22 protein-coding genes are annotated in these 25,878 nt (G+C 66.2%); 4 read left to right on the plus strand and 18 right to left on the minus strand.

Annotated elements, in window-relative coordinates; all coding sequences use genetic code 11:
- Positions 1 to 4: 4 nt before the first annotated feature.
- Positions 5 to 3,079, plus strand: coding sequence for an efflux RND transporter permease subunit (locus RHOSA_RS0107950; RefSeq protein WP_027288254.1), 3,075 nt, complete (start codon positions 5 to 7; stop codon positions 3,077 to 3,079).
- A 19-nt stretch (positions 3,080 to 3,098) separates the two neighbouring features.
- On the opposite strand, the gene RHOSA_RS0107955 is transcribed toward RHOSA_RS0107950, so the two are convergent.
- Positions 3,099 to 4,514 carry an MFS transporter gene (locus RHOSA_RS0107955; RefSeq protein ID WP_244880626.1) on the minus strand — a complete coding sequence of 472 codons (1,416 nt, stop codon included), beginning with the start codon at positions 4,512 to 4,514 and terminating at the stop codon, positions 3,099 to 3,101.
- 182 nt (positions 4,515 to 4,696) lie between these two features.
- Here RHOSA_RS0107955 and RHOSA_RS21245 point away from each other — a divergent pair, with 182 nt between their 5' ends.
- A complete protein-coding gene (locus RHOSA_RS21245; protein ID WP_242468761.1) occupies positions 4,697 to 5,533 on the plus strand; it encodes a helix-turn-helix transcriptional regulator in 837 nt (278 codons plus the stop codon).
- Positions 5,534 to 5,805: 272 nt separating this feature from the next.
- Here RHOSA_RS21245 and RHOSA_RS0107970 read toward each other — a convergent pair whose 3' ends face one another.
- The 15 genes from RHOSA_RS0107970 to RHOSA_RS25060 all read right to left on the minus strand — a co-directional run bounded on the left by RHOSA_RS0107970 (position 5,806) and on the right by RHOSA_RS25060 (position 20,719).
- Entirely contained in the window at positions 5,806 to 7,134 is a 1,329-nt protein-coding gene (locus tag RHOSA_RS0107970; protein WP_027288256.1) for a bifunctional folylpolyglutamate synthase/dihydrofolate synthase, read from the minus strand.
- 78 nt (positions 7,135 to 7,212) lie between these two features.
- Positions 7,213 to 8,547 (minus strand): acetyl-CoA carboxylase, carboxyltransferase subunit beta, encoded by a 1,335-nt coding sequence (accD, locus tag RHOSA_RS21250; RefSeq protein WP_081728570.1) that lies wholly within the window; start codon positions 8,545 to 8,547, stop codon positions 7,213 to 7,215.
- A gap of 8 nt (positions 8,548 to 8,555) precedes the next feature.
- Entirely contained in the window at positions 8,556 to 9,413 is an 858-nt protein-coding gene (gene trpA, locus RHOSA_RS0107980; RefSeq protein ID WP_027288257.1) for a tryptophan synthase subunit alpha, read from the minus strand.
- 56 nt (positions 9,414 to 9,469) lie between these two features.
- Complete coding sequence (gene trpB / locus RHOSA_RS0107985) at positions 9,470 to 10,687, minus strand: tryptophan synthase subunit beta (RefSeq protein ID WP_027288258.1); 1,218 nt, start codon at positions 10,685 to 10,687, stop codon at positions 9,470 to 9,472.
- A 58-nt stretch (positions 10,688 to 10,745) separates the two neighbouring features.
- Positions 10,746 to 11,402 (minus strand): phosphoribosylanthranilate isomerase, encoded by a 657-nt coding sequence (locus RHOSA_RS0107990; protein ID WP_027288259.1) that lies wholly within the window; start codon positions 11,400 to 11,402, stop codon positions 10,746 to 10,748.
- A complete protein-coding gene (locus tag RHOSA_RS0107995; RefSeq protein ID WP_027288260.1) occupies positions 11,399 to 12,184 on the minus strand; it encodes a hypothetical protein in 786 nt (261 codons plus the stop codon). The genes RHOSA_RS0107990 and RHOSA_RS0107995 overlap by 4 nt, the downstream gene beginning before the upstream one ends.
- 20 nt (positions 12,185 to 12,204) lie before the next feature.
- Positions 12,205 to 13,071 carry a hypothetical protein gene (locus RHOSA_RS0108000; RefSeq protein ID WP_027288261.1) on the minus strand — a complete coding sequence of 289 codons (867 nt, stop codon included), beginning with the start codon at positions 13,069 to 13,071 and terminating at the stop codon, positions 12,205 to 12,207.
- Between the two features lie 26 nt (positions 13,072 to 13,097).
- A complete protein-coding gene (gene pyrF, locus RHOSA_RS0108005) occupies positions 13,098 to 13,832 on the minus strand; it encodes an orotidine-5'-phosphate decarboxylase (RefSeq protein ID WP_027288262.1) in 735 nt (244 codons plus the stop codon).
- Positions 13,833 to 13,965: 133 nt separating this feature from the next.
- Positions 13,966 to 15,096, minus strand: a complete 1,131-nt coding sequence (locus RHOSA_RS21255) for an NAD(P)/FAD-dependent oxidoreductase (RefSeq protein ID WP_051431938.1) — start codon at positions 15,094 to 15,096, stop codon at positions 13,966 to 13,968.
- A 7-nt stretch (positions 15,097 to 15,103) separates the two neighbouring features.
- Positions 15,104 to 16,045: a bifunctional Delta(1)-pyrroline-2-carboxylate/Delta(1)-piperideine-2-carboxylate reductase gene (lhpI, locus tag RHOSA_RS0108015; protein ID WP_027288263.1), complete on the minus strand. Its 942-nt coding sequence runs from the start codon at positions 16,043 to 16,045 to the stop codon at positions 15,104 to 15,106.
- Positions 16,046 to 16,189: 144 nt separating this feature from the next.
- Entirely contained in the window at positions 16,190 to 16,591 is a 402-nt protein-coding gene (locus tag RHOSA_RS24105) for a LapA family protein (RefSeq protein WP_051431939.1), read from the minus strand.
- 108 nt (positions 16,592 to 16,699) lie between these two features.
- On the minus strand, positions 16,700 to 16,984 hold the full coding sequence (ihfB, locus tag RHOSA_RS0108025; RefSeq protein ID WP_027288264.1) for an integration host factor subunit beta: 285 nt from the start codon (positions 16,982 to 16,984) through the stop codon (positions 16,700 to 16,702).
- A gap of 300 nt (positions 16,985 to 17,284) precedes the next feature.
- Positions 17,285 to 19,075: a 30S ribosomal protein S1 gene (rpsA, locus tag RHOSA_RS21265; RefSeq protein WP_081728572.1), complete on the minus strand. Its 1,791-nt coding sequence runs from the start codon at positions 19,073 to 19,075 to the stop codon at positions 17,285 to 17,287.
- A gap of 299 nt (positions 19,076 to 19,374) precedes the next feature.
- Positions 19,375 to 20,022 carry a (d)CMP kinase gene (cmk, locus tag RHOSA_RS0108035; protein ID WP_027288265.1) on the minus strand — a complete coding sequence of 216 codons (648 nt, stop codon included), beginning with the start codon at positions 20,020 to 20,022 and terminating at the stop codon, positions 19,375 to 19,377.
- Between the two features lie 124 nt (positions 20,023 to 20,146).
- Complete coding sequence (locus tag RHOSA_RS25060; RefSeq protein WP_169816614.1) at positions 20,147 to 20,719, minus strand: CHAP domain-containing protein; 573 nt, start codon at positions 20,717 to 20,719, stop codon at positions 20,147 to 20,149.
- 291 nt (positions 20,720 to 21,010) lie between these two features.
- On the opposite strand from RHOSA_RS25060, the gene RHOSA_RS0108045 reads away from it, so the two are divergent.
- Together RHOSA_RS0108045 and RHOSA_RS0108050 are read left to right on the plus strand one after the other, a co-directional pair.
- A complete protein-coding gene (locus tag RHOSA_RS0108045) occupies positions 21,011 to 21,466 on the plus strand; it encodes a secondary thiamine-phosphate synthase enzyme YjbQ (protein WP_081728574.1) in 456 nt (151 codons plus the stop codon).
- A 252-nt stretch (positions 21,467 to 21,718) separates the two neighbouring features.
- Positions 21,719 to 23,194, plus strand: a complete 1,476-nt coding sequence (locus RHOSA_RS0108050) for a DegQ family serine endoprotease (protein WP_037255916.1) — start codon at positions 21,719 to 21,721, stop codon at positions 23,192 to 23,194.
- A 108-nt stretch (positions 23,195 to 23,302) separates the two neighbouring features.
- On the opposite strand, the gene RHOSA_RS24675 is transcribed toward RHOSA_RS0108050, so the two are convergent.
- Both RHOSA_RS24675 and RHOSA_RS0108060 read right to left on the minus strand, forming a co-directional pair.
- On the minus strand, positions 23,303 to 23,983 hold the full coding sequence (locus RHOSA_RS24675) for a cell wall hydrolase (protein WP_169816615.1): 681 nt from the start codon (positions 23,981 to 23,983) through the stop codon (positions 23,303 to 23,305).
- Between the two features lie 506 nt (positions 23,984 to 24,489).
- Positions 24,490 to 25,815, minus strand: a complete 1,326-nt coding sequence (locus RHOSA_RS0108060; RefSeq protein WP_027288268.1) for a pentapeptide repeat-containing protein — start codon at positions 25,813 to 25,815, stop codon at positions 24,490 to 24,492.
- Positions 25,816 to 25,878 lie beyond the last annotated feature (63 nt).

The raw sequence follows: 25,878 nt of genomic DNA on the forward strand, positions 1-25,878 counted from the left end.
TGCGATGACCTTAACCGAGTTGGCGTACAGGCACCGGCCGTTGGTCGGCTTGCTGGCGGTTGTTCTGATGGCCTTCGGCGCGTTCAGCTATTTCAACTTGCCGGCGCGCGAGGACCCGAAGGTCACCATCCGCGAGGCCGTGGTCACTACCAGCTATCCCGGGCTCTCGGCCGAGCGGATCGAACGGCTGATCACCAAGACGTTGGAGGAGCAGGTCCGCCGCGTGCCGGAGGTCGAGGAACTGCGCTCCACCTCCATGCCAGGCCAGTCGATCATCCACGTCGTGATCGAGGACCGTTACTTCAATCTGGACCAGATATGGGACGACGTGCGCCAGGAGGTCCGCGCCGCCCAGGATAAGCTGCCCGAGGGTGCCAGTCCGCCCCAAGTGAACGACGAGTTCGGTGATGTCGCGGTGATCACCGCCGCGCTGACCTCCGATGATTGGGCCATGCGCGACATTGCGGACATGGCGGAACACATTCGCGACCGCCTCTATGCCGTCGATGGCACCAAGCGGGTGGACCTGCTGGGCATCCAGCAGGAGCGGATGTGGATCGAATTCTCCAACGCCCGCCTGGCTGAACTGGGCGTGGGACCGGACGCGCTGCAGCAAACGCTGAGCCGACAGAACGTGATCCGGCCCGGCGGTGAGTTGGATACCGGCGACCGCGCCTTCCTGATCGAGCCGAGCGGTAATTTTGAGAGCACCGAGGACGTCGGGGATACGCTGATCCGCCTGCCCGGCGAAGCCGGCGTGGTGCCGCTGCGCGACGTGGCCACGGTCCGGCGCGGCTATCGCGATCCCCCTGCGCGCAAGGCCTATTACAACGGCAAGCCGGCGGTCATTCTGGCCGTTTCAATGCTGGAGGGGCGCTCGGTCCTGGACTTTTCCAAGCGGGCAACCGCCCGGCTTGACGAGGTGCGGCAGAGTCTGCCGGCCGGCTACCGGCTCGACCTTGTTACCTTGCAGGAGCGGCAGGTCGAAAAGGCCGTCTACGGCGTCAGTTTCAATGTCCTGCAGACCCTCGCCATCCTGCTAGCCGTGGTGGTCCTATTCCTGGGCCTGCGCACGGGTCTCATCGTGGGCGCGATCGTGCCAACGGTGATGCTGATCACCGTGGCCATCATGGGCCTGTTCGAGATGACGTTGCAGCGTATGAGCCTGGCGACTCTGGTAATTGCGCTTGGACTCCTGGTCGACAACGGCATCGTGGTGGCGGAGGAGTTCAAGCGCCGCCTGGGCGAGGGCGTGGAGCGCGACGCCACCCTGCGCGCGGTCGGGTCCGAGCTGGCCCTACCGCTCTTGTCGTCGACCTTGACGACGATCCTGGTATTTCTGCCGCTGATGCTGGCCGAGCACGTCTCCGGCGAATACACGCGGTCGATCTCGCTCATCATGCTGATCTCGCTGCTCACCTCCTGGGTGGGGTCGATGACGGTGACACCGCTGCTTTGCCATCGCTTCATCAAGGCGCCGGAACCGGGCGCGACGGAAAGCGATGGCGGCTTGTCGGAGCGGATATTTCGGCCGCTTGTCGCCATCTATGACCGGCTGTTGCGCCGCGTGTTGCGGGCACGCTGGGCGTTCCTGGGCGCAATGACCTTGCTGCTGGTGGCCTCTGTGTACGCGATCGGGCAGGCGCCGAGCCGCTTCTTCCCGGCTTCAGACCGGGCGCAGGTACTGGTCTATTTGGATCTGCCGACCGGCGTGACAGCGCGCACCACCGACGCCCGCCTGCAGGACGTCTTCGAGGTTCTGAACGACAAAGATCGGTTTCCCCAGGTGCAGGATTACGGGGCCTACGTCGGCTTTGGGGGACCACGTTTCGTGCTCTCCCTGACCCCGATCGACCCGGCGCCGAACCAGGCGTTCATGGTTCTGAACGTGGGCGAGCGTGCGCAGGTCGATCCGACCGTCAAACAGCTACGCAGCCTGTTCCGGCAGGAGTTCCCCGGCCTGTTCGCCCGGGTCGCCGGCATGTTCCTGGGGCCTAGCGACAGCAGCAAGATCGATATCCAGGCGACTGGCCCGGATGCGGAGGTCATCACCCGTACGGCCGATCGGATCGCGGAGATCCTGAGACAGGTGCCGGGGAGTAACGGTGTCCGCCACGACTGGCAGAACCGCATCGCCAAGATCCGGGTCGCTGTCGACCAGGCACGCGCGCGGCGCGCCGGGGTGACCAGTGCCGACATCGCCGAGGCGCTGGAGACCTACTTCTCCGGCCGGCAGGTGACGGAGTTCCGGGAAGGCGACGACATCTTCCCCGTGGTCGCGCGGGCCGAGGCTGGGGAACGCACCGACCTGGACCGGTTGAAGACGCTCAGTGTCTACGGCGACGACGGGCGTGGTGTGCCGCTGATGCAGGTGGCGGACTTCGAACTACAGAACGCCTACGCCCGCATTCACCGCGAGGATATGACCCGCACGGTCACGGTCGAGGCCCGCAACGACCGCATGACGGCGGAGGACATGGTGCCGCTGATCCGTCCAGACCTGGAGCGCCTGCGCGCCGACCTGCCGCCCGGTCACGGCATCGAACTGGACGGCGTGGTCAAGGAATCCGCGGAGGGGCAGGCGGCGCTCGCGGCCAACGCGCCGCTGTGCCTGGGCGTGATCGTCCTGCTGCTGGTGGCGCAGTTCAACGGTTTCCGCCGCCCGGCCATGATCCTGGCGACGATGCCGCTGGTGCTGATCGGCGTGGCCATCGGGCTCTACGTAATGGGCGCCAACTTCGGCTTCATGCCGATCCTGGGCCTCTATGCCCTGGCCGGGATCGTGGTCAACAACGCCATCGTTCTGATCGACCGGATCGATATCGAGCGCGCGCAGGGCTACGCGCCGGCGGAAGCGGTCGTGAAGGCGAGCGTGCGGCGGCTGCGTCCAATCCTGATGACCACCGCGACCACGATCGTCGGGTTGCTGCCGCTGATCGTCTTCCAGGATGCCCTGTTCTTCGGCATGGCCAGCGTCATGGCCTTCGGCCTTGGCGTCGCCACTGTGTTGACGTTGGGCATCATCCCGGTGCTCTACAGCCTGTTTTGCCGGACCGGCCCGGCGCAGCGGGAGTCATAGTGCGTCGTCCTCCTCGCGCTTATCCTTGCCGGCCGGACACTGACCGAGCCGATATCCAGGCAATCAGGACCGCCGCGACGACGAGCACGATCACGTTGTAGAGCATCGCGCCGGCGAACGCCTCCGCGTAACGGGAGGCGTCCATAGCTGCCGTACCGGTCTGTCGGCCCAGGATGTCGACAAAGAAGATTCCGACGATCGCGACGCCGAAGGCGCCGCCGACTTGCTGCATCGTGGAGATGAACCCGGCCGCCATGCCCGCATGGCGTTCCTCGACGAAGCCGATCACGAGATTGAGCAGGGGCGTCATGGACAGGCCCTGGCCGAAACCGAACAGGACGAGGGCCGGCAGCAGGACATCAACGTCGGTGCGATTGACCAGGGTCGTGGCGGCGGCGATGAGCCATACGATACCGGCGGCATAGATCAGGGCGCCGCCGGCAATAACGAGGTGGCCCCAACGCGCGACCAGCCTCGGCGCCAGCAAGGAGGCGGCGACGAAGCCAACGCTGGCCGGCGCGAACAGCGTTCCGGCCTCGAACGGCGTCAGCCCGAAGCCGGATTGCACGAGTAGCGCGAAGCACATGAACAGCGACGTGGCGGTCGAATAGATCAGCAGCACCACGACCGCCCCGATGGAGAAACCCGCGTTCCGGAACAGGCCGAGGTCGATGGCCGGGTGGCCGCCCTGCGTCCCGGCGTGACGTTCCCAGCGGATGAATGCGGCCAGCAACAGCGCCGAAGCTGCAAAGCTGCCCCAGATCCATGCCGGCCACCCGGCGTTCGACCCTTCCAGCAGCGGCAGCAGGAGCAGCACGAGCCCGGCGGTCGCCAGGCCGAATCCTGGCCAATCGACGGCGATTGCATCGGGGGCCTGGGATTCCGGGATGGTGCGCGCCAGAACAGCGGCGATAGCACCGATCGGCAGGTTGATCAGGAATACGGCGCGCCAGCCAAGGCCGAGCAGGTCGCTTTCGACGATCAGCCCGCCCAACACCTGCCCGGCAATGGCGGCCAGTCCGAGCGTCATCCCGAGCAAGCCGAACGCGCGACGACGCTCCGCATCGTCGTACAGGACCCGCAGGAGCGCGTAGACCTGGGGAAACAGGAGGGCTGCGGTCGCTCCCTGCAGAAAGCGCGCCCCGATCAGGGCGTTGGCATCCGGCGCCACGCCGCACAAGAAGGAAGTGAGCGCAAATCCCAGCATGCCAAGCACGAACAGCCGGCGGCGTCCGTGAATGTCCCCAAGACGACCGCCTGCGATCAGCAGGACGCCGAAGGCCAGTTCGTAGCCGGCGATGACGAAGCCGATGTCGGCAAAATCGGCTTCAAGATCGCGTTGGATCGTAGGGATCGCGACATTGACCACGAACAGGTCGAAGACAGTGATGAATCCGCCGAACAGGAGGATGGCAAGTGCCAGGGCGGACGGCACGTGGCGATCGCGGGGTGCCGAGCTCTGGGCGTTTGGGTCGGCGGAGGCGCAGTTGTCTGACATGGACGGCTCCCTTTGTTGAAGCCGTCGTGTAGGCGTTCTATTTATCCTGTTACTATGGGAGAAATTATACTGTTACCATGAGTGATAGGATCGACCGCCTTCAGCGGTCACGAACCGAATTGTCCGACTTCCTGCGGCGGCGGCGTGAAAGCGTATCGCCGCTGGATGTGGGCCTGCCGCCTGGGACGAGACGTCGGACGCCTGGCCTGCGGCGCGAGGAGGTCGCCGCGCTCGCGGGTGTCGGGCTCACTTGGTACACATGGCTGGAACAGGGCCGGGAGATTCAGGTCTCGACAGCCTTTCTCGACAACGTCTCGCGCGTGCTGAAGCTCGATGAAACCGAGAGACGGCATCTGTTCCTGCTCGCGCACCATCGCCCTCCGGCCATCAAGGGGCGCCCCTGGTGCGAAGTGCCGCCGCTCGTCCGCCGGCTGCTCGACGATCTGGTGCTGCGGCCGGCCTATGTCATGAACCTGCGATGGGACGTCATCGGCTGGAATGCGGCCGCCGAATGTCTGTTCGGTTTCGAGCGCCGCGATCCGGCGGAACGCAACATGCTGTGGATGCTGTTCGCCGACGACAGCCTCTCCAGTCGGATGGTGTCCTGGGAAACCCATGCACCGCAGATTCTGGCCAGTTTCCGACGGGATTACGCGCAGGCGCCCGAGGACGAGGATATGAACGGGCTGGTCGACGCGTTGGAGCGACGCGCGCCTGCATTCGCCCACCTCTGGCGCCGGCATGATGTGCATGGCCGATGCCAGGGGCGCCGGAGCTTTGTGCTCGACGACGTTGGGACGGTCACGTTCGACCATTCCACTTTGATCGTGGACGAGGCGAAGCACCTGCGTCTGGTTCTCTATGCTGCGGTCGAGCAGGACGGCGCGAGCGCGGCCTTCGAGAACAAGCAGAAGGGTGGGGTAGACCCTGGCGTTCCCGCGTCCCCAAGCGGGTGACGGTCGGCGCTTGGCCTAGAAGACGCCGTGCCCCGCCACCAGTCCGACGCCGATCAGCACGACGAAAGCGATCCACAGCCAGCTCATCGTTTGGTTGGTCATCCTTCCTCCTGTGCCTGTAGACCGCCCGTCGATGGGATTAGTCTACACCGTGCGCGTGACCTTTGTGTGCTCACAGGTTAGGTACGCGCACCAGTTTGTCGGACAGCGGATGAGAAGCTGTGACGGCGGGCACAGGTCGACGGATGCCCAGCCCCTTCGGTCGCGCGAGCCTACGTGCCGTCGAGCGCCAGCACCTTGCCGGCCAGATACAGCGAGCCGCAGATCAGCACCCGGGCAGGGGAGCCGTCGGTGTTGGCAGCAAGGGCGTCCAGCGCGGCGGGGACGTCTGAGGCTTCGGTCACTTTGCGGGCACCGGCCTGGCGGGCGAACGCAGCGGACTCGGCGGCTGTGTGGCTTGCCTCCTCGCCCGGGATGGCGACCGCGCTTAAACTGTGCGCGCGGGCGACCAAAGGCTCCAGGAATGCGACCGGCTGCTTGGAGTTCAGCATGCCGAAGATAACGTGCAACGGCCGTTCGGTGTCCGGGTCCGCCTGCCAGGCATCGATCGCCGCGGCCAGCACCTGGCCGGCGTCGGCGTTGTGGCCGCCGTCGAGCCACAGTTCCCAACCTGCTGGCAGCCGCCGGGCGAGTGCGCCGCCGTCGAGGCGCTGCATCCGCCCTGGCCAGTGTGCCTTGGCGAGGCCGGTGCGCGCGGCCTCGGCATCGACCCGGAATCCCGCCAGCTGCTCCGCGCACGCGAGTGCCATCGCCGCGTTGGCGATCTGGTAGGGACCGAGCAGGCCGGGCGCCGGCCAGTCGCCGGTCAGTGCGCCGCCCTCGTAACGGAAGCCCTGGCCGCCGCGGTGGGTCGTATAGGTCCAGTCGGTCCCGTGGGCATGCATGGGTGCGCCGATCTGCGTCGCCGTATCGTGCAGGACCTGGGCGGCCGCCGGTTTCTGCGGGGCGATCACCGCTGGTGTGTCGGGTTTCAGGATGCCGGCTTTTTCGCTCGCGATCGCCTCCAGGCTATCGCCCAGGAACTGCATGTGATCCAGGCCGATCGGGGTGATCCCGGTCAGGGCCGGGTGCGTGAGCACGTTGGTCGCATCCAACCGGCCGCCCAGCCCGGTTTCCAGCAGCAGCACGTCCGCCGGCGTCCGCGCGAAGGCCAGGAAGGCCGCGCAGGTGGTGATCTCGAAATAGGTGATCGGGTCTTCGCCGTTCGCCCGCTCGGCTTCTTCCAACAGGGCGATCAGCCGATCTTCAGAGATCAAGTCACCGGCCAGGCGGATGCGTTCGTGAAAGCGGACCAGGTGTGGGGACGTATAGACGTGAACCCGATAACCCTGCGCTTCCAGCATCGCGCGCAGGAAGGCGAGCGTGCTGCCCTTGCCGTTGGTGCCGGCGACGTGGACCGCCGGCGGCAAATCCCGTTCCGGATGCCCGAGTGCCTCCAGCAGCCGCCAGACCCGGTCCAGCGACAGATCGATCACCTTGGGGTGCAGGCGCATCAGGCGCGCAAGCACCCGGTCGCTGGCGTAGGCGTCTGGTGAGGTCATGGGGCGGAAAGCTGACGCGGCTACGGTGAACGCGGGGCAGGGCTCAACGTAAGGAGATCGCGGAAGACCGTTGCGGCACTACTCCGCGGCGCGGCGGGAACTTTTGGTTGATGAGCCAGAAGTGTCCGGGTCACCGGACTGATCCGTATCGCCGGCGGCGCTGTCGGTCTGATTGCCCGGGCTTGGCGTGTTCTTGTCGCCTGCGGGGGCAGCCTCTGACTTCTTGTCCGGCTTCTTCTCGGCCTTGGCCTTGTCCGACTTGTCCTTTTCCGGCTTGGTTTTCTCGGCCGCCTTGTCGCCGGCGTTCTTGTCGCGGCTGCGGCCGGTCAGGCTGAGGCTCCAGCTGCTGCGTTGCTTTTCGCCGTGCTGAGCGGTCGCCGCCGTGTCTTTTGCCGAGCTGCTCTTGGCCGAGGTGTCCAGGGTGACCGTTTCGGCAACGGCCTCCGGCTTGGACTGGGGTTCGGCCTTGGGCTGGCCGTCGTCGATTCGTGGGCCGTGGCTGGCCACGCGCGGGCCGTCCAGCTTCAGGGCGCCTTCGGGGAGCGGGATGATGCGCGCTTCCGGCTTCGTGCGGGTCAACAGGCTGAACAGCGTGATCAGGCGGTCGCGCAGTTCGCGCCGGTCGACCACTTGATCGACCATGCCGTGGTCGCGCAGGTACTCCGCGCGCTGGAAGCCCTCGGGCAGTTGCTCGCGCACGGTGGCCTCGATCACCCGCTGGCCGGCGAAGCCGATCACCGAGCCGGGTTCCGCCAACGTCAGGTCGCCCAGCATGGCGAAGGAGGCGCTGACCCCGCCGGTGGTGGGGTCGGTCAGCAGCACGACGTAGGGCAGGCCCTTTTCCTTCACCATATCGACGGCGACCGTGGTGCGCGGCATCTGCATCAGCGAGAGGATGCCCTCCTGCATCCGCGCGCCGCCAGAAGCAGGCACGACCAGCAGCGGGGCCTCCTGCATGCAGGCCAAGCGGGCCGCGGCCAGCAACCCTTCACCGACGGCGATCCCCATGGATCCGCCCATGAAGGAGAAGTCGAAGCAGGCCATCACCACGGGATGGCCGCCCATGCGCCCGTGCGCGACCACGATGGCGTCATTCCCCTCGGCCTTGGCGCGGGCCTCGCGCAGGCGGTCGCCATAGCGTTTGCGGTCGCGGAACTTGAGCGGGTCCTGGATCGTTTCGGGCAGCTCGATCGGCGTGTACTGACCGCTGTCGAACAGCAGCTTCATCCGCATGTGCGGGCCGATGCGCAGGTGATAGCCGCAGTGCGTGCACACCCTGAGCGCTTTCTCGAGCTCGCGGTGGAAGATCATTTGCCCGCAGTCCGGGCACTTCTCCCACAGGTCGTCGGGAATGTCCTGGCGGGTGACGAGCGCCCGGAATTTCGGACGGACGTAGTTGGAGATCCAGCTCATGAGGGCCCCTAGGCCTGCTTAACCGCATTGCGCACGCCGTCGGCCAGCGCCCGCACTTGGTCCAGGACCGCGTGTGCGCAGCCGTTCTTGGGCGTGCCGTCGTCGTTCAGGTTACTGGCTACCGTCTCGACCAGGGCGGACCCGACCACCGCGGCGTCGGCAATGCCGGCGATCTTCGCCGCCTGTTCGGGCGTGCGGATGCCAAAGCCCACGGCGACCGGGAGATCGGTGTGCCGGCGTAGACGTTGAACCGCCTCGGCGACCTGCTGGTCGGCGGCGGCCCGCGTGCCGGTGATCCCGGCGATCGAGACGTAGTAGACGAACCCGCTGGTGTTGGTCAGAACCGCCGGCAGGCGGGCGTCGTCCGTGGTCGGTGTGGCCAGGCGGATGAAGTTGACCCCGGCCTTGAGCGCCGGGACGCATAGCTCGCCGTCTTCCTCCGGCGGCAGGTCGACGATGATCAGCCCGTCGACGCCAGCAGCTTGCGCATCGGCCAGGAAGCGTTCGACGCCGTAGGAATAGATCGGGTTGTAGTAACCCATCAACACGACCGGCGTTTCCCGATCCTGTTCGCGAAAGCCGCCGACCAGCTCAAGCGTGCGTTTCAGCGTCATGCCCGCGCGCAGCGCCCGCAGGCTGCCCCGCTGGATCGCCGGGCCGTCGGCCATGGGATCGGAGAAGGGGATGCCGATCTCAATCAGGTCGGCGCCGGCTGCCGGCAGACCGGCCAGAATCTCGGCGCTGGTCGCGAAATCAGGGTCGCCGGCGGTCACGAAGGTGACCAGACCGCCGCGTCCCTCGGCTTTCAGCTTCTCGAAACGCGCGCGGATACGGCCGGAGTCCGTGCCGCGTGCGCTCTCCGGCACCTGGCGTTCCTGGATCGCTAGGTCGGCAGCCGTCTTCGGGGGGGTCGCGCTTTCGTTCACAGCTCTACTCCGAGCCGCTTGGCGACAGCGGCGACGTCCTTGTCGCCACGTCCGCACAGGTTCATGACCATGATGTGGTCGCGCGGCAGGTCGGGTGCCAGCTTACGCACCACCGCGAGCGCATGGGACGGCTCCAGCGCGGGGATGATGCCTTCCTTGCGGGTGCACCACTGGAAGGCCTGCAGTGCTTCGTCGTCGGTTGCGGAGAGGTAGTTCACCCGGCCGGTCTCGTGCAGCCAGGCATGTTCCGGACCGATGCCTGGATAGTCCAGCCCGGCGGAGATCGAGTAGGCGTCGACGATCTGCCCGTCGTCGGTCTGCAGCAGATAGGTGCGGTTGCCGTGCAGCACGCCCGGCCGGCCGCCGTTGAGCGAGGCGGCGTGCTCGCCGCTCTCGATGCCGTGCCCGGCGGCCTCGACGCCGTAGATATCGACGTCGGCGTCGTCCAGGAAAGGATAGAACAGTCCCATCGCGTTCGAGCCACCGCCGATGCAGGCGACTAGGCTGTCCGGCAGCCGGCCTTCGGCTTCCTGCATCTGCCAGCGCACTTCCTGGCCGATCACCGACTGGAACTCGCGCACCATGTAGGGGTAGGGGTGCGGGCCCGCGACCGTGCCGATGATGTAGAAGGTGTTCTCGACGTTGGCGACCCAGTCGCGGATCGCCTCGTTCATCGCGTCCTTCAGCGTCGCGGTGCCGCTGTCGACCGGCACGACCTCCGCGCCCAGCAGCTTCATGCGGAAGACGTTGGCGGCCTGACGTTCCATGTCGGTGCGGCCCATGTAGACCACGCACGGCAGGTCGAAGCGCGCGCACACCGTGGCCGTCGCGACGCCGTGCTGGCCGGCGCCGGTCTCCGCGATGATTCGGGTCTTGCCCATCCGCCGGGCGAGCAGGATCTGACCCAAGGTGTTGTTGATCTTGTGCGCGCCGGTGTGGTTCAGCTCGTCGCGCTTGAAATACACCTTCGCGCCGCCGAGTTCCTCGGTGATGCGCTCGGCGAAGTAGAGCGGGCTCGGCCGCCCGACGTAGGTGCGGCTGTAGAGATCGAGTTCGTTCAGGAACTCGGGGTCCTGGCGCGCTTCGTTATAGGCGCGCTCGACCTCCAGGATTAGCGGCATCAGCGTTTCGGCGACGAACCGGCCGCCGAAGATGCCGAAATGGCCGAATTCATCCGGGCCGCCTTGGAAGGTGTTGGGGCGTTCGACGGTCATTGCGGGTCAATTAACTGGGGTGGCTGTCAGGGCGCGGACAATGCCGCATTCCGCGCCCTCAGGCAACGGGACGCAGGCGCGCGGCGGCGGCAAGCAAGGTCCTTATTTTTTCCGGGTTCTTGCGGCCTGGCGCATCCTCGACGCCGCTGGAGACATCGATCGCCCGGGCGCGGGAGATTTCGACCGCTTCCGCCAGGTTGTCGACGGTGAGGCCGCCCGAAAGCATCCAGGGCACGGACCAGCTGCGCCCGGCCAACAGCTGCCAGTCGAATGACAGCGCGTTGCCGCCGGGCAGGGCGTCCGGCTTTTCCTTGGGCGGCTTAGCGTCGAACAGCAGTCGGTCGACGATGGGCGCGTAGCTATCGGCCCGGTCCAGGTCGTCCGGGCCGGCCACCGGGATTGACTTCATTACCGGCTTTGCAAACCGGGCACGCACCTCAGCGACCCGCTGCGGCGTTTCCGCACCGTGCAACTGGATCAGATCGACCGGGGCGGTTTCCAGAATCGCGCCCAGTTCGTCATCCGACAGGTCGACGGTGACGGCCACCTTCACGGCCTGACCCGCATGCGCGGCGAGGGCGGCTGCCTGCTGCGGCGTTACGTAGCGCGGGGACGGGGGGTAGAAGATGAAACCGACGTACGCCGCCCCCGCCTGTGCGGCGGCTGCCATCGAGTCGGCATCCGTTAGCCCACAGATCTTGGTTGCGACGCTCATGCCGGGACTTCCTGTTCCTCAGGGGCGGGCCAGCCGGCGAGTTGGCGCGCCGTCACCGCGATCAGGGCGAGCACGGTGAGCAGCAGGACGTATTCCACCAAGATCTCAACCAACAGCGCGCCGGCGGCCAGCGGTAGGGCGACCGACGGGTCCTGCGGCTGCGGCAGGTTGGCCGGGCCCTGCGTGAGTACGATCGCGAAGGTCAGGTAGACCAGCCAGACGAGGGCGGCGTTCGGCACGTTGGCCAGGCGGGCCTGCCAGGCGCGTCCCGGCACTTCCGCCCGGACGACCCGGACGGGCACGCGCAGCGCCAGCGGTGTCATCAGGCTGAGCGTTAGCCAAGCCGCGATCGCGATCGCAAGGCGCCCCGTCTGCTCGCTGATCGGTAGGTTGGAGATCACCAGCGTGATCATCACGATCGCGCCCAGGATGGCGATCGCGAACACGAACGCCCAGATGGTGAAGTCGGTTTCCGCCTTGCCCCAGCCAAGGGCGGGGATGCGCGCGTGATCGCAACCCAGCAACAGCAGGCGCAGCCACGCCGTGCCCAGCATCAGGTCGAACGGCAGGGTGAGGAGGTGCAGGCTGGCCGCCGTTTCCGCGTTGGCAAAGGCGAAGCGTTGCACGATTGGCACCAGCAACGCGACAAGCAGCGCCGGCCAGGCGAGGCGTGGGATCAGCGCGGCGTGCTGCTTGAGTGCGCGCACCGTTCCGATCAGCACCGGGCCGGCGTCGATCCGGCCTTCGCCGGTTGTGGAGAGGAGCGGGGGCGTGTCGGTCATGATTGTGCAGGTTTAGCCCATCAGGCGCGGGTGTCGACACCCGCACGCTTCTGGAAGATGACGGACAGCAGCGTGGCGCCGAGGGCCATTTGCAGGAACTCGACGACCAGCGAGATCAGGACGCCTGGGATGTGCGGACCGCCTTGGCCGAACACCGAGGCGGTGAGTGCCAGAATGCTGACGCCGACGACGTAGGCGGGTGCCAGGACCAGCGCGACCAGACCAACCAACTGGAACAGCACGTCCTTGGTCGCCTGAAAAGACGCGCCGATCGAGTAGTTGCGGTCGATGGCGGTGGCCGGCAGGACCAGGCCGAACCCCATCATACCCGTCACCGCCAGCAAGGCACCGACCATGGTCATGGCGATCGCGCCGGTCTGCGTGCTGACGACGCTGGGGGCGAGCATCACCGCTGGCATGGCCGCCAACACGCCGATGAAGAAGACCATGATTCCCCGCAGGAAGTAACGAAAGTCGCGCGCATGCAACTTCAAGCGGGGGCGCGTCGTCTCCGTCCCGGCGCCGAACAGAACCAGACGGTGCCAGTCGACCAGGAAGACGACGTAAGCGGCCATGACCACCGGGATCAGCAGGACCAGGAGCAGCGTTGGCCCGGCGGTTGGCTGGTTAGCGATAAACGGGTTGCCGCCGCTTAGAATCACCGTGCCCTGCAACAGGAAGATCGCCGTGAACGGGACGAGCGCCACTTGTGGCAGGTAGCGCAGCAGCTGGGCGAACGTGCGTAGCGTCTCCTGCGCGGTTTGCGTGACCGGCAGGGGCTGGCGCGGCGACGGCCGGTTGCCGCCGGGGCCGCGCCCTCGGTCTTGTTGGGGCGGCTGTGGATCGTCGCCCTGCTCGAAACGCTCGTCGCCGTCGTCCGGTCTCATGCGATACGGGGTCCTTTAGGCGGTGGTCAGGCCGCGATTTCGTCCACGATCTGCCGGGCCGCTGCGGCGGGAGACTCCGCCTGCGTGATCGGACGGCCGATCACCAGGACATCGGCGCCGGCGGCAAGCGCGTCCCGGGGCGTCGTGACCCGTTTCTGGTCGCCTGCAACAGACCAGGTGGGGCGAATTCCCGGAACTACCAGGGCCATATCGGGGCCCAGGCGGTTGCGTAACAGGGCGATCTCGCGCGGCGAGCAGACCAGGCCATCGATGCCGTTGTCCTGGGCGAGCGTAGCCAGCCGCTCGACTTGGGTGCTTACCGGGGACCGTTGACCCACCGCCTCCAGATCTTCGTCGTCCAGGCTGGTCAGGACGGTCACCGCCAGTACACGCGTGCGCGGCCGGCCGTCATCGCACCTGGTCTCCGCGGCTGCATCGGCGGCGGCGCGCAGCATCGCCGGTCCACCGCTCGCGTGCACCGTCAGCCAGCTCGGCGCCAGGGGAGCTGCGGCGCGGATCGCACCGGCGACGGTGTTCGGGATGTCGTGGAACTTAAGGTCCAGGAACAGACCTAGATGGCGCGTTTCCGGCGCATCCAGGATGGCGCGGATGCCTTCTGGCCCGTGGGCGGTGAAGAACTCCTTGCCCACCTTGACCCCACCGACGACACCGGCCAACGCGTGTGTCAGCGCCCGCGCGCGGTCCAGGTCGGTGGTGTCGATTGCCGCGTAGATTCGCGCGGCTGGGCTGTTCGGTTGCATCGCAAGCTGTGTAGCAGAGCGCTACGAACGCGTCATGAGCTTCCGTCCGAGTGGGGCGGGAGCTGTCGCACGTTTGCGCCGAGCTGACCTTTCAGGAGGGCCTCTTTGCCCTCAAGATTGCGCAGGCAGCGACCTATTGGCGCGCCGCCAGCCAGGTCTGGAAGGTGGTTTCGTCGAGCCGTCCGCTGGCCAATTCGGCGAACCGTTCGCCGATCAAGGGACCGAACTTGAAGCCGTGGCCGGAAAAGCCGGCAAGGACGTGGGCGCGGCCCTGGCAGCGATGCAGGAATTGCGAGTCCGGGGCGACGGTGTAAAAACAGGTGCGTCCGGAGAGCAGGCGGTAGCGCGCCGGCTCGGCCAGCTGGCGGCGGGTCATCTCGAACAGCCGCTGGAGTTCTGCCGCGCTTGGGCTGCGGTCGACATCCGGGTCGCCGGTAAGGGAGAAGGCGTGATCGCCCAGCTTGAGCGGCGCGTCGCCGACCGGCGGCACCGCGTAGACGCTGCCTTGCGTGCGGGAGTCGGCCTCGCCGATGTCGAGGACCATCGGCATGCGCCGCCAGGCAGTATAGAGGTCATCGGGGATGTCGGCATAGCAGACGAGCTGGCGCGACGGGGTCAGGACGTCATCGAGTTCGGGCCAAAGTCGCCCGGCCCAGGGCCCGGCCGCGACCAGGATCAGGTCCGCCGCGCGATGGCTGCCGTCCTCCAGCCGGACATGCCCACGTTCGGCGTCGATATCGGTGACGGCGGTGTGCGGTGTGACCGCCCCGCCGTGTACGCGCAAATGACGGGCGAGGGCGTCGATGATCGGCTCGGCCGCCAGGACGCCGCCGGTTTCCACCCAGTAGGCCCGTTCGACACCCTCTAGGTTGAGCAGCGGGAAGCGCCGGGCGGCTTCGCCGCGGTCCAGCACGCGGTAGCGCTTGCCCAGGCGGTCCAGCGTTGCCGCACTGTCTTGTGCCCAACTCGCGCCCGGACGGCTCAGCATCAGCGTACCGGTCTGGGTGTAATGCGTTTCGCCCAGGTCCGCCCACAGCCGCTCCCAGGCGGCGTAGGCCGCATCGACCAGGGCGGCGTAGCCATGCTGCGTACCGTAGGTATGGCGGATCAGCCGGCCGGAATCGACGGAGGAGCCGTGCGCGTTCGGCACCGGGCCCTGCTCGATCACCTCAACCCGGTAGCCTGTTGCCAGCAAGGCGCGGGCTGCGGACAGACCGATCACTCCGGCCCCGATGACGACCGCCGTTGGCGGCGTGCCCGACATGGCGGGCTCAGTTCCCGCTGCGCTCGTAGGCCAGGATCGCAGCGGCCAGATCTTCCAGCGCTGCGCCGGTCGACTTGAACAGTGTGATCTGGTCGTCGGCGCTCCGGCCCGGGTGCTTGCCTTGGGTCAGGTCGAACAGATCCGCGCGCACGTCCTCGCGTTGCAGGGCGCCCGACTCAATCGGCTGGACCAGATCGCCGCCTTCCTTCAGGGCGCCGGCGAAGGTGTCGCAGAAGACGTCGGCGACCTGAACGGCCCGATCGTCCGTTTCGCGCATCGTGGGCTTGAACGCGCCCATCAGGTCGACGTGCTGGCCGGGGTGCAGCCAGTCGCCGTGGATCAGCGGCTCGGTCGACATGGTGGCGCAGGAGATCACGTCGGCCTGTGCGACGCCGGCTTCCAGCGAGTCGATCGGGTGGGCGTTCAAGCCCTCGCCCTGCAGCGTATTGGCCAGCTTCTGCGCCTTGTCCGGTGTGCGGCCCCAGACGTCGATCCGCTCAATCGGTCGGACGGCGCAGTGGGCGCGCACCATTTCCGGGGCCATGGCGCCGGTGCCGACCATCAGCAGGCGGCGCGCGTGGGGCACCGCAAGATAGTCGGCGGCGAGCGCGCTTGCCGCGGCGGTACGCTTGTTGGTCAACGGCTGGCCGGCGACCAGGGCCAGCGGCTCGCCGGTCGCGCCGTCGTTCAGCAGTACGTTCGCCATGACGGACGGCAGACCGCGGCCGGGGTTGTCCGGGAATACGGTGGCCACCTTGATGCCGATGTAGCGCCCGGTCTGCCAGGCCGGCATCAGCAACAGCGTTCCATCGGCGCCGGGGTCGTTCGGGACCTCGTGGTGATGGCGGGGTGGCATCTCAGCGCCGCCCTGGAACACCGCACGCAGCGCTTCCACCAGACTGGGATAATCCAGCGCGCGACCGACCTGCTCGGCGGAGAGGACCTTCATGCCAACGGCTTTCGACGGTGATGGGCGTGTGAGACGGGGAACTCCCTCGCCGTCATCTGAGGGAACTCCCCCTTATCTCCCCCTCGCTATCTTAAGGCGAGGGCTCTCCCGACACGGTTCCCGTAAACCGGACAGCAGCGTGCTTTAGCTACCCGTCTTGGGCAGCGAATGGGTCTGCTGGCTGGTGTTGGCGGGCGCGGAGAGGCGGGGGTTATTGGAGGGCTGACTGCCGGCTTGGCTGGTTCCGGCCTCGTCCTGCGCCTTTTCCAGCTTGCGTTTCAGGAAGCCGACCTCGCGCTCCAGTTCCTCGATGCGGTAGCGCCGCCAGCGTGCCGTGCGACGGTTGCGACCCTGGCTCCACCAGTCGATCGAGCCGCCGATCAGGAAGCCGATGAACACGGCCAGCAACACCACCAGGAAGAGCGGGGGCTCGATCGCCAGCGGCAGGGGCCAAAGATCGATCTCCACCGGCTGGCGATGGTTGACGGAAAAGATTACCGCCACCGCGATCAGTGGCAGGGTGATGATCCAGGATAGGTATTTCACGCCGGGCTCCGCCTTGTCATGACTGGGGGATAGCGCCGCCCGCAATGGGGTGAGGGCCGCGCGTGGCGCGATCGACGCCGCGTTGGCACGACCCGGAGAAGCCGGTTCCTAGTCTGTCGCGTTCAGACGTTCGCGCAACAGTTTTCCGGTCTTGAAGAAGGGGATGCGCTTGCTTTCCACGTGGACGGTTTCGCCGGTGCGCGGGTTGCGGCCGGTCCGGCTGTCACGGTCCTTGACGGAAAAGGCGCCGAAGCCGCGCAATTCAACGCGCTGGCCGTGCGCCAGCGCCTCCGCGATTTCGTCGAAGATCGTGGAGACGATGCGCTCCACGTCGCGCTGGTAGAGATGCGGGTTCATGTCCGAGATACGTTGGATCAACTCGGATTTCGTCATGCTTGGAACGCCCCTGTTTTCGTGAAGCCGGTCGGCCGCGCTCGGCTGTCCAGATGCCAACGCTCCCACGTGTTGCCGCGGCTCTCGGGTTCCTCTCAGACACGCGCGCACGGTCCAGACGACAGCGCAGCGCAACAAACGTGCGAAACGGTCTCAGACCGCGCCGAGCAGGTCAAGGTAACTTGCTCACTTGCCTGGATTTTTGCCTCTCAACTGCGGCAAATGCGCACGAAAAAGCCCGGCTGCCGGGGAGGTCCCAGCAGCCGGGCTTAACCGAAGTCCAGAGGCTCTAGGCTTGGCCTAGCTCTCTTCCGAGTCCGCGTCGCTCTTGCTCTTCGAAGCGCTCTTCTTCGCGCCGGACTTGGACTCTTCCTCGCTCGCGGCTTCCTTCGCGGCCGAGCGCATTGCCGGGCCGAGGATCTCGCCCAGGCTGGCGCCGGTGTCCGTGGAGCCGTACTCGGCCATCGCCTCCTTCTCCTCGTCGATCTCGCGCTGCTTGATCGACAGGGTGATGCGGCGGTTCTTCTTGTCCACGCTGGTGACCTTGGCGTCGACCTTCTCGCCCGGGGCGAAGCGGTCCGGACGCTGCTCGGAGCGGTCGCGCGCCAACTCGGCCTTGCGGATCGTGCCGGTCGGGCCGTCCTCGTCGCCGACGCGGACCTCGACGGCGTTGTCCTGCACCTCGGTGACCGTGCAGGTGACGATCTGACCCTTGCGGACCTCGCCGGCGGCCTGCTCGAAGGGATCGTCCTCGAGCTGCTTGATGCCAAGCGAGATGCGCTCCTTGTCGGTGTCGACGTCGAGCACCTTGACCTTAACCTGGTCGCCCTTCTGGTAGTCCTTCACGGCCTCGTCGCCGCTGCGGTCCCAGGATAGGTCGGACAGGTGAACCATGCCGTCGATGTCGCCCGGCAGGCCGACGAACAGGCCGAACTCGGTGATGTTCTTGACCTCGCCCTCGAGCTCGGTGCCGGCCGGGTACTTCTCCTTGAACTCTTCCCAAGGGTTCGGCAGGCACTGCTTGAGGCCGAGCGAAATCCGGCGCTTCTGCTCGTCCACGTCCAGGATCATCACCTCGACCTCTTGAGAGGTGGAGACGATCTTGCCCGGGTGGATGTTCTTCTTGGTCCAGCTCATCTCGGAGACGTGGACCAGACCCTCGATGCCGGCCTCGAGCTCGACGAACGCGCCGTAGTCGGTGATGTTGGTGACGCGGCCGGTGAACTTGGCGCCGGTCGGGTACTTCTGGGAAGCGCCCTCCCACGGATCGGCCTCGAGCTGCTTCATGCCGAGGCTGATGCGCTGGGTCTCCGGGTTGAAGCGGATGACCTGCACCTCGACGGTCTGGCCGATCTGCAGGATGTCGGTCGGGTGGTTGACCCGCTTCCAGGACATGTCGGTGACGTGCAGCAGGCCATCGACGCCGCCCAGGTCGACGAACGCGCCGTAGTCGGTGATGTTCTTCACCACGCCCTGCAGCACCTGGCCTTCCTTCAGGCTGGCAACCAGCTCGCTGCGCTGCTCGGCGCGCGTCTCCTCCAGCACCGCACGGCGCGACACCACGATGTTGCCGCGCGAGCGGTCCATCTTGAGGATCTGGAACGGCTGCGGCGTGCCCATCAGCGGGGTGACGTCGCGCACCGGACGGATGTCGACCTGGCTGCCCGGCAGGAACGCCACGGCGCCATTGAGGTCGACGGTGAAGCCGCCCTTGACCCGGCCGAAGATCTGGCCGGTGACGCGCTCGTTGCTGTTGAACGCGCGCTCGAGCTGCGTCCAGGCCTCCTCGCGGCGGGCCTTCTCACGGCTGAGGACGACCTCGCCGTTGCGGTTTTCGTAGCGTTCGAGGAAGACCTCGACGTCGCCGCCTTCCTTCAGATCGGCATCTTCGCCGGCCTTGGCGAATTCCTTGAGCGCGACGCGCCCTTCGCTCTTCAGGCCGACGTCGATCATCACCTCGTCGCCGTCGAAACCGAGCACGGTACCTTTGAGAACCGTACCTTCCAGGCGGCCTTCGCCGCCGAGGCTCTCCTCGAGGAGCGCCTCGAAATCTTCCTGGGTGCTGCTTACAGCAGCGGCGGATTCAGCCATGATGTCTCACGTATCCTTCTTGTGAACCGTCTTCGTATTCAGGCCAGCCGGTTGTGTCCGGCGGTCTTCCCGACGCCTGGGGCGGAAGGCCGGGCGTTTTTCGGCGTCCGGTTTGTGCGGCTCGCGGGCCCGGGTGGGCCCAAGAACCGCCCTTCCATGCGGCGACGACCCCATAACCGTCGCCGTCCGGTGTGACGGGGCGGTCGGGGTCGCGTGGGTGTTTATGCGGTGCGCATATCCGCTGTCCAGCGAAACCGGCACGGATCGGCCGATCCACCCAACGCCGTCGATCACGGCCGTTAGGCTGCGGTCACGCCGCAGCGGGTGCGCACGATGTCCAGTGCCTTCCGGAACGCGGTTTCCACGTCGAGGTCCGACGTATCGAGCGTGACCGCGTCGGCCGCCGCGGTCATCGGGGCGGTCGCGCGCGCGCTGTCACGCGCGTCGCGTTCCTTCAAGTCTTCCAGGACGCGCGCATATATACGCTCCTCGCCCCGGCCAAGCAACTCTTCGTGCCGCCGACGGGCGCGCTCTTCCAGACTGGCGGTGACGAACAGCTTGGCGCACGCTTCCGGGCAGACCACGGTTCCGATATCGCGCCCGTCCAGCACCGCACCGGCTCGCCCGGGCGGTGGATCGAACGCCACCGCCCGCTGGAAGTCGAGCAGCGCGGCGCGCACGTCTTGATGGGCGGAGACGATCGAGGCGGCCGCGCCCACACCTTCCGCGCGGAGGTCGTCGCGGCCCAGATCGTCGCTGACGAGGGTACGCGCGACCTCGGTTGCGGTCTCGGCATCGTTGGGATCGCCGCCGGCCGCAAGCAGCTTGGCCGCGACCGCGCGATAGATCGAGCCGGTGTCCAGGTAGACGAGATTGAGCGTTGTGGCCAGCCGGCGGGCCAGAGTTCCCTTGCCAGCCGCCGCCGGACCGTCGACGGCGACCACGATGCTGCCGGTGTGCAGGTATTCGGTTGAGCGGGTATCGGTCATCCCGCGCCGTTTAGCATAGCCGTCGCGGGCAGGGGAGGGGCTTTCCGGAGAACGTGTGCGAGGGATTACCCGTACCTGATCCTCAGCGCTGGGCCGTACGTTGGTCGGGGTAGATGAAGCCGATGACGTCGTAGGCGCTGGCCCCTAGCTGGTTGCCGGGCACGTACCAGAGCCGAACCTGCGACCAGTCGCCGGCGCGGGAGACATCGCGCACCGGAGTGTTTTCATGGATGCGCCCGTGATTTAGCCAGTTGGCATGGTTGACCACGATCTCCCGCGTGCCACGCACCTCGCTGACGTAGGCGAGATGGCCGCGTTTGTAGCCGGTATCGAGTAGGATCAGCGCCCCTTCTTTGGGCGTCTGTCCGCGTGGATAGCGGCCGCTGGCTTGGCGCCACCAGGTCCAGGCGTCGCCGCGGATTTGAATGCCGGAAGCCTTGCGGGCGTAGGGCACGCATTGCAGCGGCCGGGACGGCGAATACATCACCGGGCGCGCCGTCGGTTTGGGAACGTCTGGACGGGTGATTTCGGGGCGCTGAATGATCTGCGGCCGCGCCATCACGCTGCGTTCGGTATCGACGGTCGGCTGAGCCGTGCTGCAGGCGGCGAGTGCGAGCAAAACGACGGCGAACGGCACGAACTGGGTTCGCGTCACGACAGGAAGGCCCCCAACAAACTGCGGTTTGCGCGAGTTTAGACGACCGTGCACTCCAGGGAAAGTGTTTTTCATGAGACGCTTACACGGCCTGTTTGTAGCGGTTTTTGAGCAGAACGCCTGAAGTGCCGTCGGTGCATCCGGCTTGCGACAGCGGCGGGGTGGATGCGACACCTTGCATCGAGGGGATGGACGATCGCTTAAGGCCGCTGACCGAGCTTCCGAGCCGGGGGCTGGGGGACGGCTGGCGCGACGGTCGAGCCAAAGATCACGAACGAGGCAGCTACCGTCATGCAGGACCATCAGACCGGCGCGCGCAACGCGCCGCTGCAACAAGCCCTGGGCGAACTGGTGTTCGAGACGCGTGGTCAGGGCTTTCTGGAGATCACCCAGGAAGTTTCCGACTGGGTTGCCCAGCAAGGCCTAACGGATGGTCTGCTGACGCTGTTCATCCGCCATACTTCCGCCTCGCTCGTGATCCAGGAGAATGTCGATCCGGACGTGCAGGCGGACATGCTGGACTTCTTCCGCCAACTGGTCGTCGAGGACACCAGCCTGTACCGCCATAGCTACGAGGGACCGGACGATCAGCCCGCGCACATCCGCGGTGCGCTGACCTCCAGTGATTTGAAGATTCCGCTGCAAGGCGGTCGGCTGATGCTGGGCCGCTACCAGGGGATCTACCTGTTCGAGCACCGCACCAGCCCGAAGATCCGGCATATCGCGCTACATCTGTTGGGGAACTAAGCGTTCCGGCGTCGCCTTTAGGACCATCCGACATGAACTAACCGCCATGAAATGGTCAATATTCCGCCATGCGGCGCACTTCGGCACTTCCCATTTGCATTCTTGACGGCAGGCCGGTGGCTGTCAGTCCACTGCGGACCAACGCGTAACGCGCGTTAATCCGCTCAGCAGAAACGGCGGCCATACAGCCTGCTACCGGACGCTCTGAACAGAGCAGAGTTTGGGAACAGCCGAAGGAAGGAGGCGTTCGCAATGCAACTCAGCCGTTTGCGCACGGCCGTGGCCGGCGTGGCGTGCAGTGCCATGCTTGTCGCCGGCGCTGCGCCTATTGTTTTTACGCCCAGCGAGGCGACGGCTCAGGAAATGCCGCCGAGTTTCGCCCCGGTGGCCAAGAAGCTTTTGCCCTCGGTGGTCAATATCTCGACCACCCACACCGTGGAGGAGCAGGCGGGCCCCCTCAGCCAATTGCCGGAGGGCCACCCGCTGCGCCGGTTCTTCAAGCAGTTCGGCGATCAGCCCGGTGAGCACCGCGAGCGCCAGATGCGCGCGCTTGGCTCCGGGTTCGTGATTGATAAGGCGGGCTATATCGTCACCAACCATCACGTCATCGATAAAGCCGATGACGTGTCGGTCATCCTACAGGACGATACCCGCCTGGAAGCCGAGATCGTTGGCGACGATCCGAAGACCGATCTGGCGCTTCTGAAGGTTGATACCGACCATGAGCTGACGGCGGTTAACTGGGGTGACAGCTCCAAGGCGGAAATTGGCGATTGGGTGCTGGCGATCGGTAACCCGTTCGGCCTGGGGGGATCGGTGACGGCTGGCATCGTCTCCGCACGCGGCCGCGCGATCAACGCCGGGCCCTACAGCAGTTTCATCCAGACCGATACCGCGATCAACCAGGGCAACTCCGGCGGGCCACTGTTCAACACCGAAGGCGAGGTGATCGGCGTCAATACGGCGATCCTGTCGCCCAGCGGCGGTAACGTTGGGGTCGGTTTCGCCCTGCCGGCCAAGGTCGCTGAGCCGATCATCACCGAACTCAAGGAGAACGGCGAGGTCGTGCGTGGCTGGCTGGGCGTCAGCGTGCAGCCTGTGACCGATCAGCTGGCCCGTGGTCTTGAGTTGCCACAGAACGAAGGGGCGCTGATCGGCGATGTGCGGCCCGATAGCCCTGCGGACGCAGCCGGCCTGCAATCCGGTGACGTGGTGGTCGGTTTCAATGGCGATAAGGTCCGGGATCCCCGCGACCTGGCCTGGATGACCGCGCAGAGCGACCCGGACGAGACGGTCGAACTGTCGCTTTACCGCGACGGTGATCAGCGCACGGTCGAGGTCGAATTGGGCCGGTTGTCCGACGCCACGCAGCAGGCCGCTCTCGGCGGCGACACCGATAAGCTGGCCCGCAAGACCGCGCAGTCGATGGGCGTGCAACTGGCCGCGCCGACCGCGCGGGCCCGCGAGCAGTTCGACCTCCCGCGCGACGTCGATGGCGCGGTGATCGCCCGCGTCGCGCCGAACGGTCCAGCCGCGTCGCGGGGTATCCGGCCTGGTGATGTGATCCGGCAGGTCGGCCGTCGTCCGGTCGAAGGGCCACGGGACGTTTATGCTGCCGTCGAGCAGGCGCTCTCGCAGGGGCAAGACGGCTTGGTGGTGCTGCTAAGCCGCGGTAACCAGACGCAGTTTGTCTCTATCCCGCTGATCCAGCCGGAGCAGCAAGGGTAACCCTGGGCAAATGCAAGGAGCCGGTCCGAAAACCCGGACCGGCTCCTGATTCTCACGTCAGTCCAGCATGGGCTGGGTCTACATCGGTATGGCGTCCGACCGCCCGTGTTACGGGCTGGAGGGCGACGTTTCGTTGGTGGCCCCTGCCAGCTTATCCTGTTCCGGTTCCGGGCGCTCGGCCACCTGTTGCGGTGATCCGGCATCCGTGTCCGTTTCCGACTCGTGGTCGCCCGGGGCCAAGTAGAACACGTGCTGGCCGATCACCGGGCCCTTGTCGAACTGGTTACGCCAGTCCGGCGAGACATAGTCGGCGTGGTACCAGCGTGCGCCGCCTGTGGGGTCGGGCGAGAAGTCCCAGAACACCGCACGGGCCAATGCCTGGCTGTGACGCCAGGCGGCCTTGTCCTCCGGGTCGTCGCTGCGTCCGTCGCAGTAGAACGAAAACTGGCAACGGTGCAGGTTGTCCTCACCGCCTTGCTGCATGACCTCGCAGACAGTATCGGGATAGTCGTCAGAGGCGACCCGGTTCATCACGACGTGGCCGACCGCCAGTTTACCGGCGTCCGGTTCGCCGCGGGCTTCGAAATAGATCGTCTTGGCTAGGCACTGGATCTGTTGACGGACGTCGATGCTGCCGGGACGTGTAGGCGCATCTGCATCGTTCGCTGCCGCGAGGTGCGGCGCGACGAATGCCGCAACGCCCCCGAGTAGCCCCAGAGCGACCAGACCAGGCAATCGACGCCTGCGCGCCGCCCTGGTTGGTGCGGCGATCCCCATCTCTGTCGTCATCGCCGTGTCCCTCCAAAAAACGAAGCGGCCGCGGCCTCGCTGGCGCGACCGTTTTGTTTCGCCGATCGTCCGGATGGCAGGTGCCCCCTCCAGAACCCATCCGTCGATGGCCAATTGTGACACATTTAAGCCAAATTTGGTCAATGTGGAGTCCTGAATCGCAGGACGATCCAGAGGTAGCGTAGCACACCACAAAGGTAAGGTCGGGCGCTGCGACCTCCACGATTGGCGGTACGTCTTAAGTGAACGTCGTAAGTAGGTGGAATCGCCGTGAGTGAATGCCTGTGACAACTGCATCTACGACACCACGAACGCGGGCCGAGAATCGGGTCAGGCGCGGATACCAAAAAATAGGTATCCAAAGCGGCTTTTGTGACAGGATTGTGCTTTGCGCGAGGTTGAGGTGCTGCGGATGTCGCAAAACGTGCGGTTAACGCTCAGCCCGTCTCAAGCATGCAACCCGCGCCGACCCGAAGGTCGGCGACTGGACGGATCTACCAGTCTAATTACTTAAGTGGCTGATCGAGTTTAGCGTTTTTCAGGTTCGCGCCATCCAGGCACGCACCGGTCAAATCCGCGCCCGTCAGGTCGGCGCCCGACAGATCGCAGTCGCTCAGGTCCGCCATCGCGAGCCGTGCGCTGACGAGGCATGCGCCAGAGAGGGTCGCTTCCGACAGTTTGGCGTACTCCAAGTTGACCGGCCAAACTTGGTTGGCGCGTCCAACATCCTCGACCGGACCCAGGTTGGCACCCGACAGATCCGCCCTTCGCAGGATGCTATGGTGCATGTTGGCGCCGCGCAGGTCCGCGCCAGTCAGGACCGTCTCGCGCAGGTCGGCGAAGGCCATTTGCGCCATGGCGAATTCGCTCTTGTCGAGTTTCGCCGCGCGCAACGAGGTCCGCTCCATCATGGCCGCGGGGAGTTTGATTCCGGGGCGAATCAAACCCGTCAGGTCGAGCTCGTTGAGGTCGAGCCGCGTGCCCTCGCGTGCGGAACTGTCGACCCAGCGCTTATGCTCCTCCAACAAGTTGTCGAGGTTGCGCAGGATGTGCTTTGCCGAGCGGGCACGCACGGCCCCGAGAAGCTCCGGTGCATCGCCCATGTTGTCGTCCAGGACGGCCCCGCGCAGGTCGGTCCCTTCGAAACGTGCGCCCTTGATCCGCGCGCCGGCCAGAGTGACCCCGGTCATCGAGCAGCCGGACAGGTTGGCGCATGACAGGTCGCTGCCGTCCATCGAGGCGCCGACCAGCACGCTGTTGCGCAGGTCGGCGTTGCGGAAGTTGGTATTGTGGAGCCGGGCATCTGAAAAGTCGGTTTGCAGAACCAGCGCATTGGACAACTGCGCGCGCGTCAGGTTGGCACGTCGGGCGATGATCGCCGATAGTTCGGCCGGCATGCTGTCGAACTGCAGATTCTGCGGGTCGCCCCGGGCATCACACCGGGCGAGCTGGGCCTCGCGGATATCGGCGTCGACCACCGTGGCGTCGGACATATCGACCCCGCGCAGGCAAGCGCCGCGCAGGTCAACTCGGGTCAAGTTGGCCTTGACCAGACTGCTCATCCGGAGGTCGGCCCCGAACAGGTTCGCGCCCCGCAGCCCTGTCTTGTTGAGGCGGCAGCGGTGCAAACGGGCACCGGTCATATCCGCCTCGGACAGATCGACGCCGGAGAGGTCACGGTTGGACAGGTCGTAAAACGCGAGCATGGCCCGGCGGCCCCCGGGCTTGCGCGAGAGGAAGAGTTTATGGGCCTTCAAAATGGCCACCAGTTCCTGGTCGCCGACCTTTGTCCAGCTCAGCGACGACCCCATGTCGCCTGACCTGTTGCTCATACCACTGCTATCCCCGCATGAATGCAACCAACCCCACTAAAGCAAGTTGCCTTAAAGGGGCGT

This window comes from Rhodovibrio salinarum DSM 9154 (genome assembly GCF_000515255.1).
Taxonomy (GTDB): Bacteria; Pseudomonadota; Alphaproteobacteria; order Kiloniellales; family Rhodovibrionaceae; genus Rhodovibrio; species Rhodovibrio salinarum.

What these genes read in the sequence shown, in the direction of transcription:
- rpsA (WP_081728572.1), bottom strand. Translation starts at nt 19,075, where the DNA reads ATGGCTGAATCCGCCGCTGCTGTAAGCAGCACCCAGGAAGATTTCGAG.
- RHOSA_RS24675 (WP_169816615.1), bottom strand. Translation starts at nt 23,983, where the DNA reads ATGACGACAGAGATGGGGATCGCCGCACCAACCAGGGCGGCGCGCAGG.
- ihfB (WP_027288264.1), bottom strand. Translation starts at nt 16,984, where the DNA reads ATGACGAAATCCGAGTTGATCCAACGTATCTCGGACATGAACCCGCAT.
- RHOSA_RS0107990 (WP_027288259.1), bottom strand. Translation starts at nt 11,402, where the DNA reads ATGAGCGTCGCAACCAAGATCTGTGGGCTAACGGATGCCGACTCGATG.
- RHOSA_RS0107995 (WP_027288260.1), bottom strand. Translation starts at nt 12,184, where the DNA reads ATGACCGACACGCCCCCGCTCCTCTCCACAACCGGCGAAGGCCGGATC.
- RHOSA_RS0108050 (WP_037255916.1), top strand. Translation starts at nt 21,719, where the DNA reads ATGCAACTCAGCCGTTTGCGCACGGCCGTGGCCGGCGTGGCGTGCAGT.
- trpB (WP_027288258.1), bottom strand. Translation starts at nt 10,687, where the DNA reads ATGACCGTCGAACGCCCCAACACCTTCCAAGGCGGCCCGGATGAATTC.
- accD (WP_081728570.1), bottom strand. Translation starts at nt 8,547, where the DNA reads ATGAGCTGGATCTCCAACTACGTCCGTCCGAAATTCCGGGCGCTCGTC.
- RHOSA_RS0108000 (WP_027288261.1), bottom strand. Translation starts at nt 13,071, where the DNA reads ATGAGACCGGACGACGGCGACGAGCGTTTCGAGCAGGGCGACGATCCA.
- RHOSA_RS0108060 (WP_027288268.1), bottom strand. Translation starts at nt 25,815, where the DNA reads ATGAGCAACAGGTCAGGCGACATGGGGTCGTCGCTGAGCTGGACAAAG.
- RHOSA_RS0107970 (WP_027288256.1), bottom strand. Translation starts at nt 7,134, where the DNA reads ATGACCTCACCAGACGCCTACGCCAGCGACCGGGTGCTTGCGCGCCTG.
- RHOSA_RS21255 (WP_051431938.1), bottom strand. Translation starts at nt 15,096, where the DNA reads ATGTCGGGCACGCCGCCAACGGCGGTCGTCATCGGGGCCGGAGTGATC.
- pyrF (WP_027288262.1), bottom strand. Translation starts at nt 13,832, where the DNA reads ATGCAACCGAACAGCCCAGCCGCGCGAATCTACGCGGCAATCGACACC.
- RHOSA_RS0108045 (WP_081728574.1), top strand. Translation starts at nt 21,011, where the DNA reads ATGCAGGACCATCAGACCGGCGCGCGCAACGCGCCGCTGCAACAAGCC.
- lhpI (WP_027288263.1), bottom strand. Translation starts at nt 16,045, where the DNA reads ATGAAGGTCCTCTCCGCCGAGCAGGTCGGTCGCGCGCTGGATTATCCC.
- RHOSA_RS0107950 (WP_027288254.1), top strand. Translation starts at nt 5, where the DNA reads ATGACCTTAACCGAGTTGGCGTACAGGCACCGGCCGTTGGTCGGCTTG.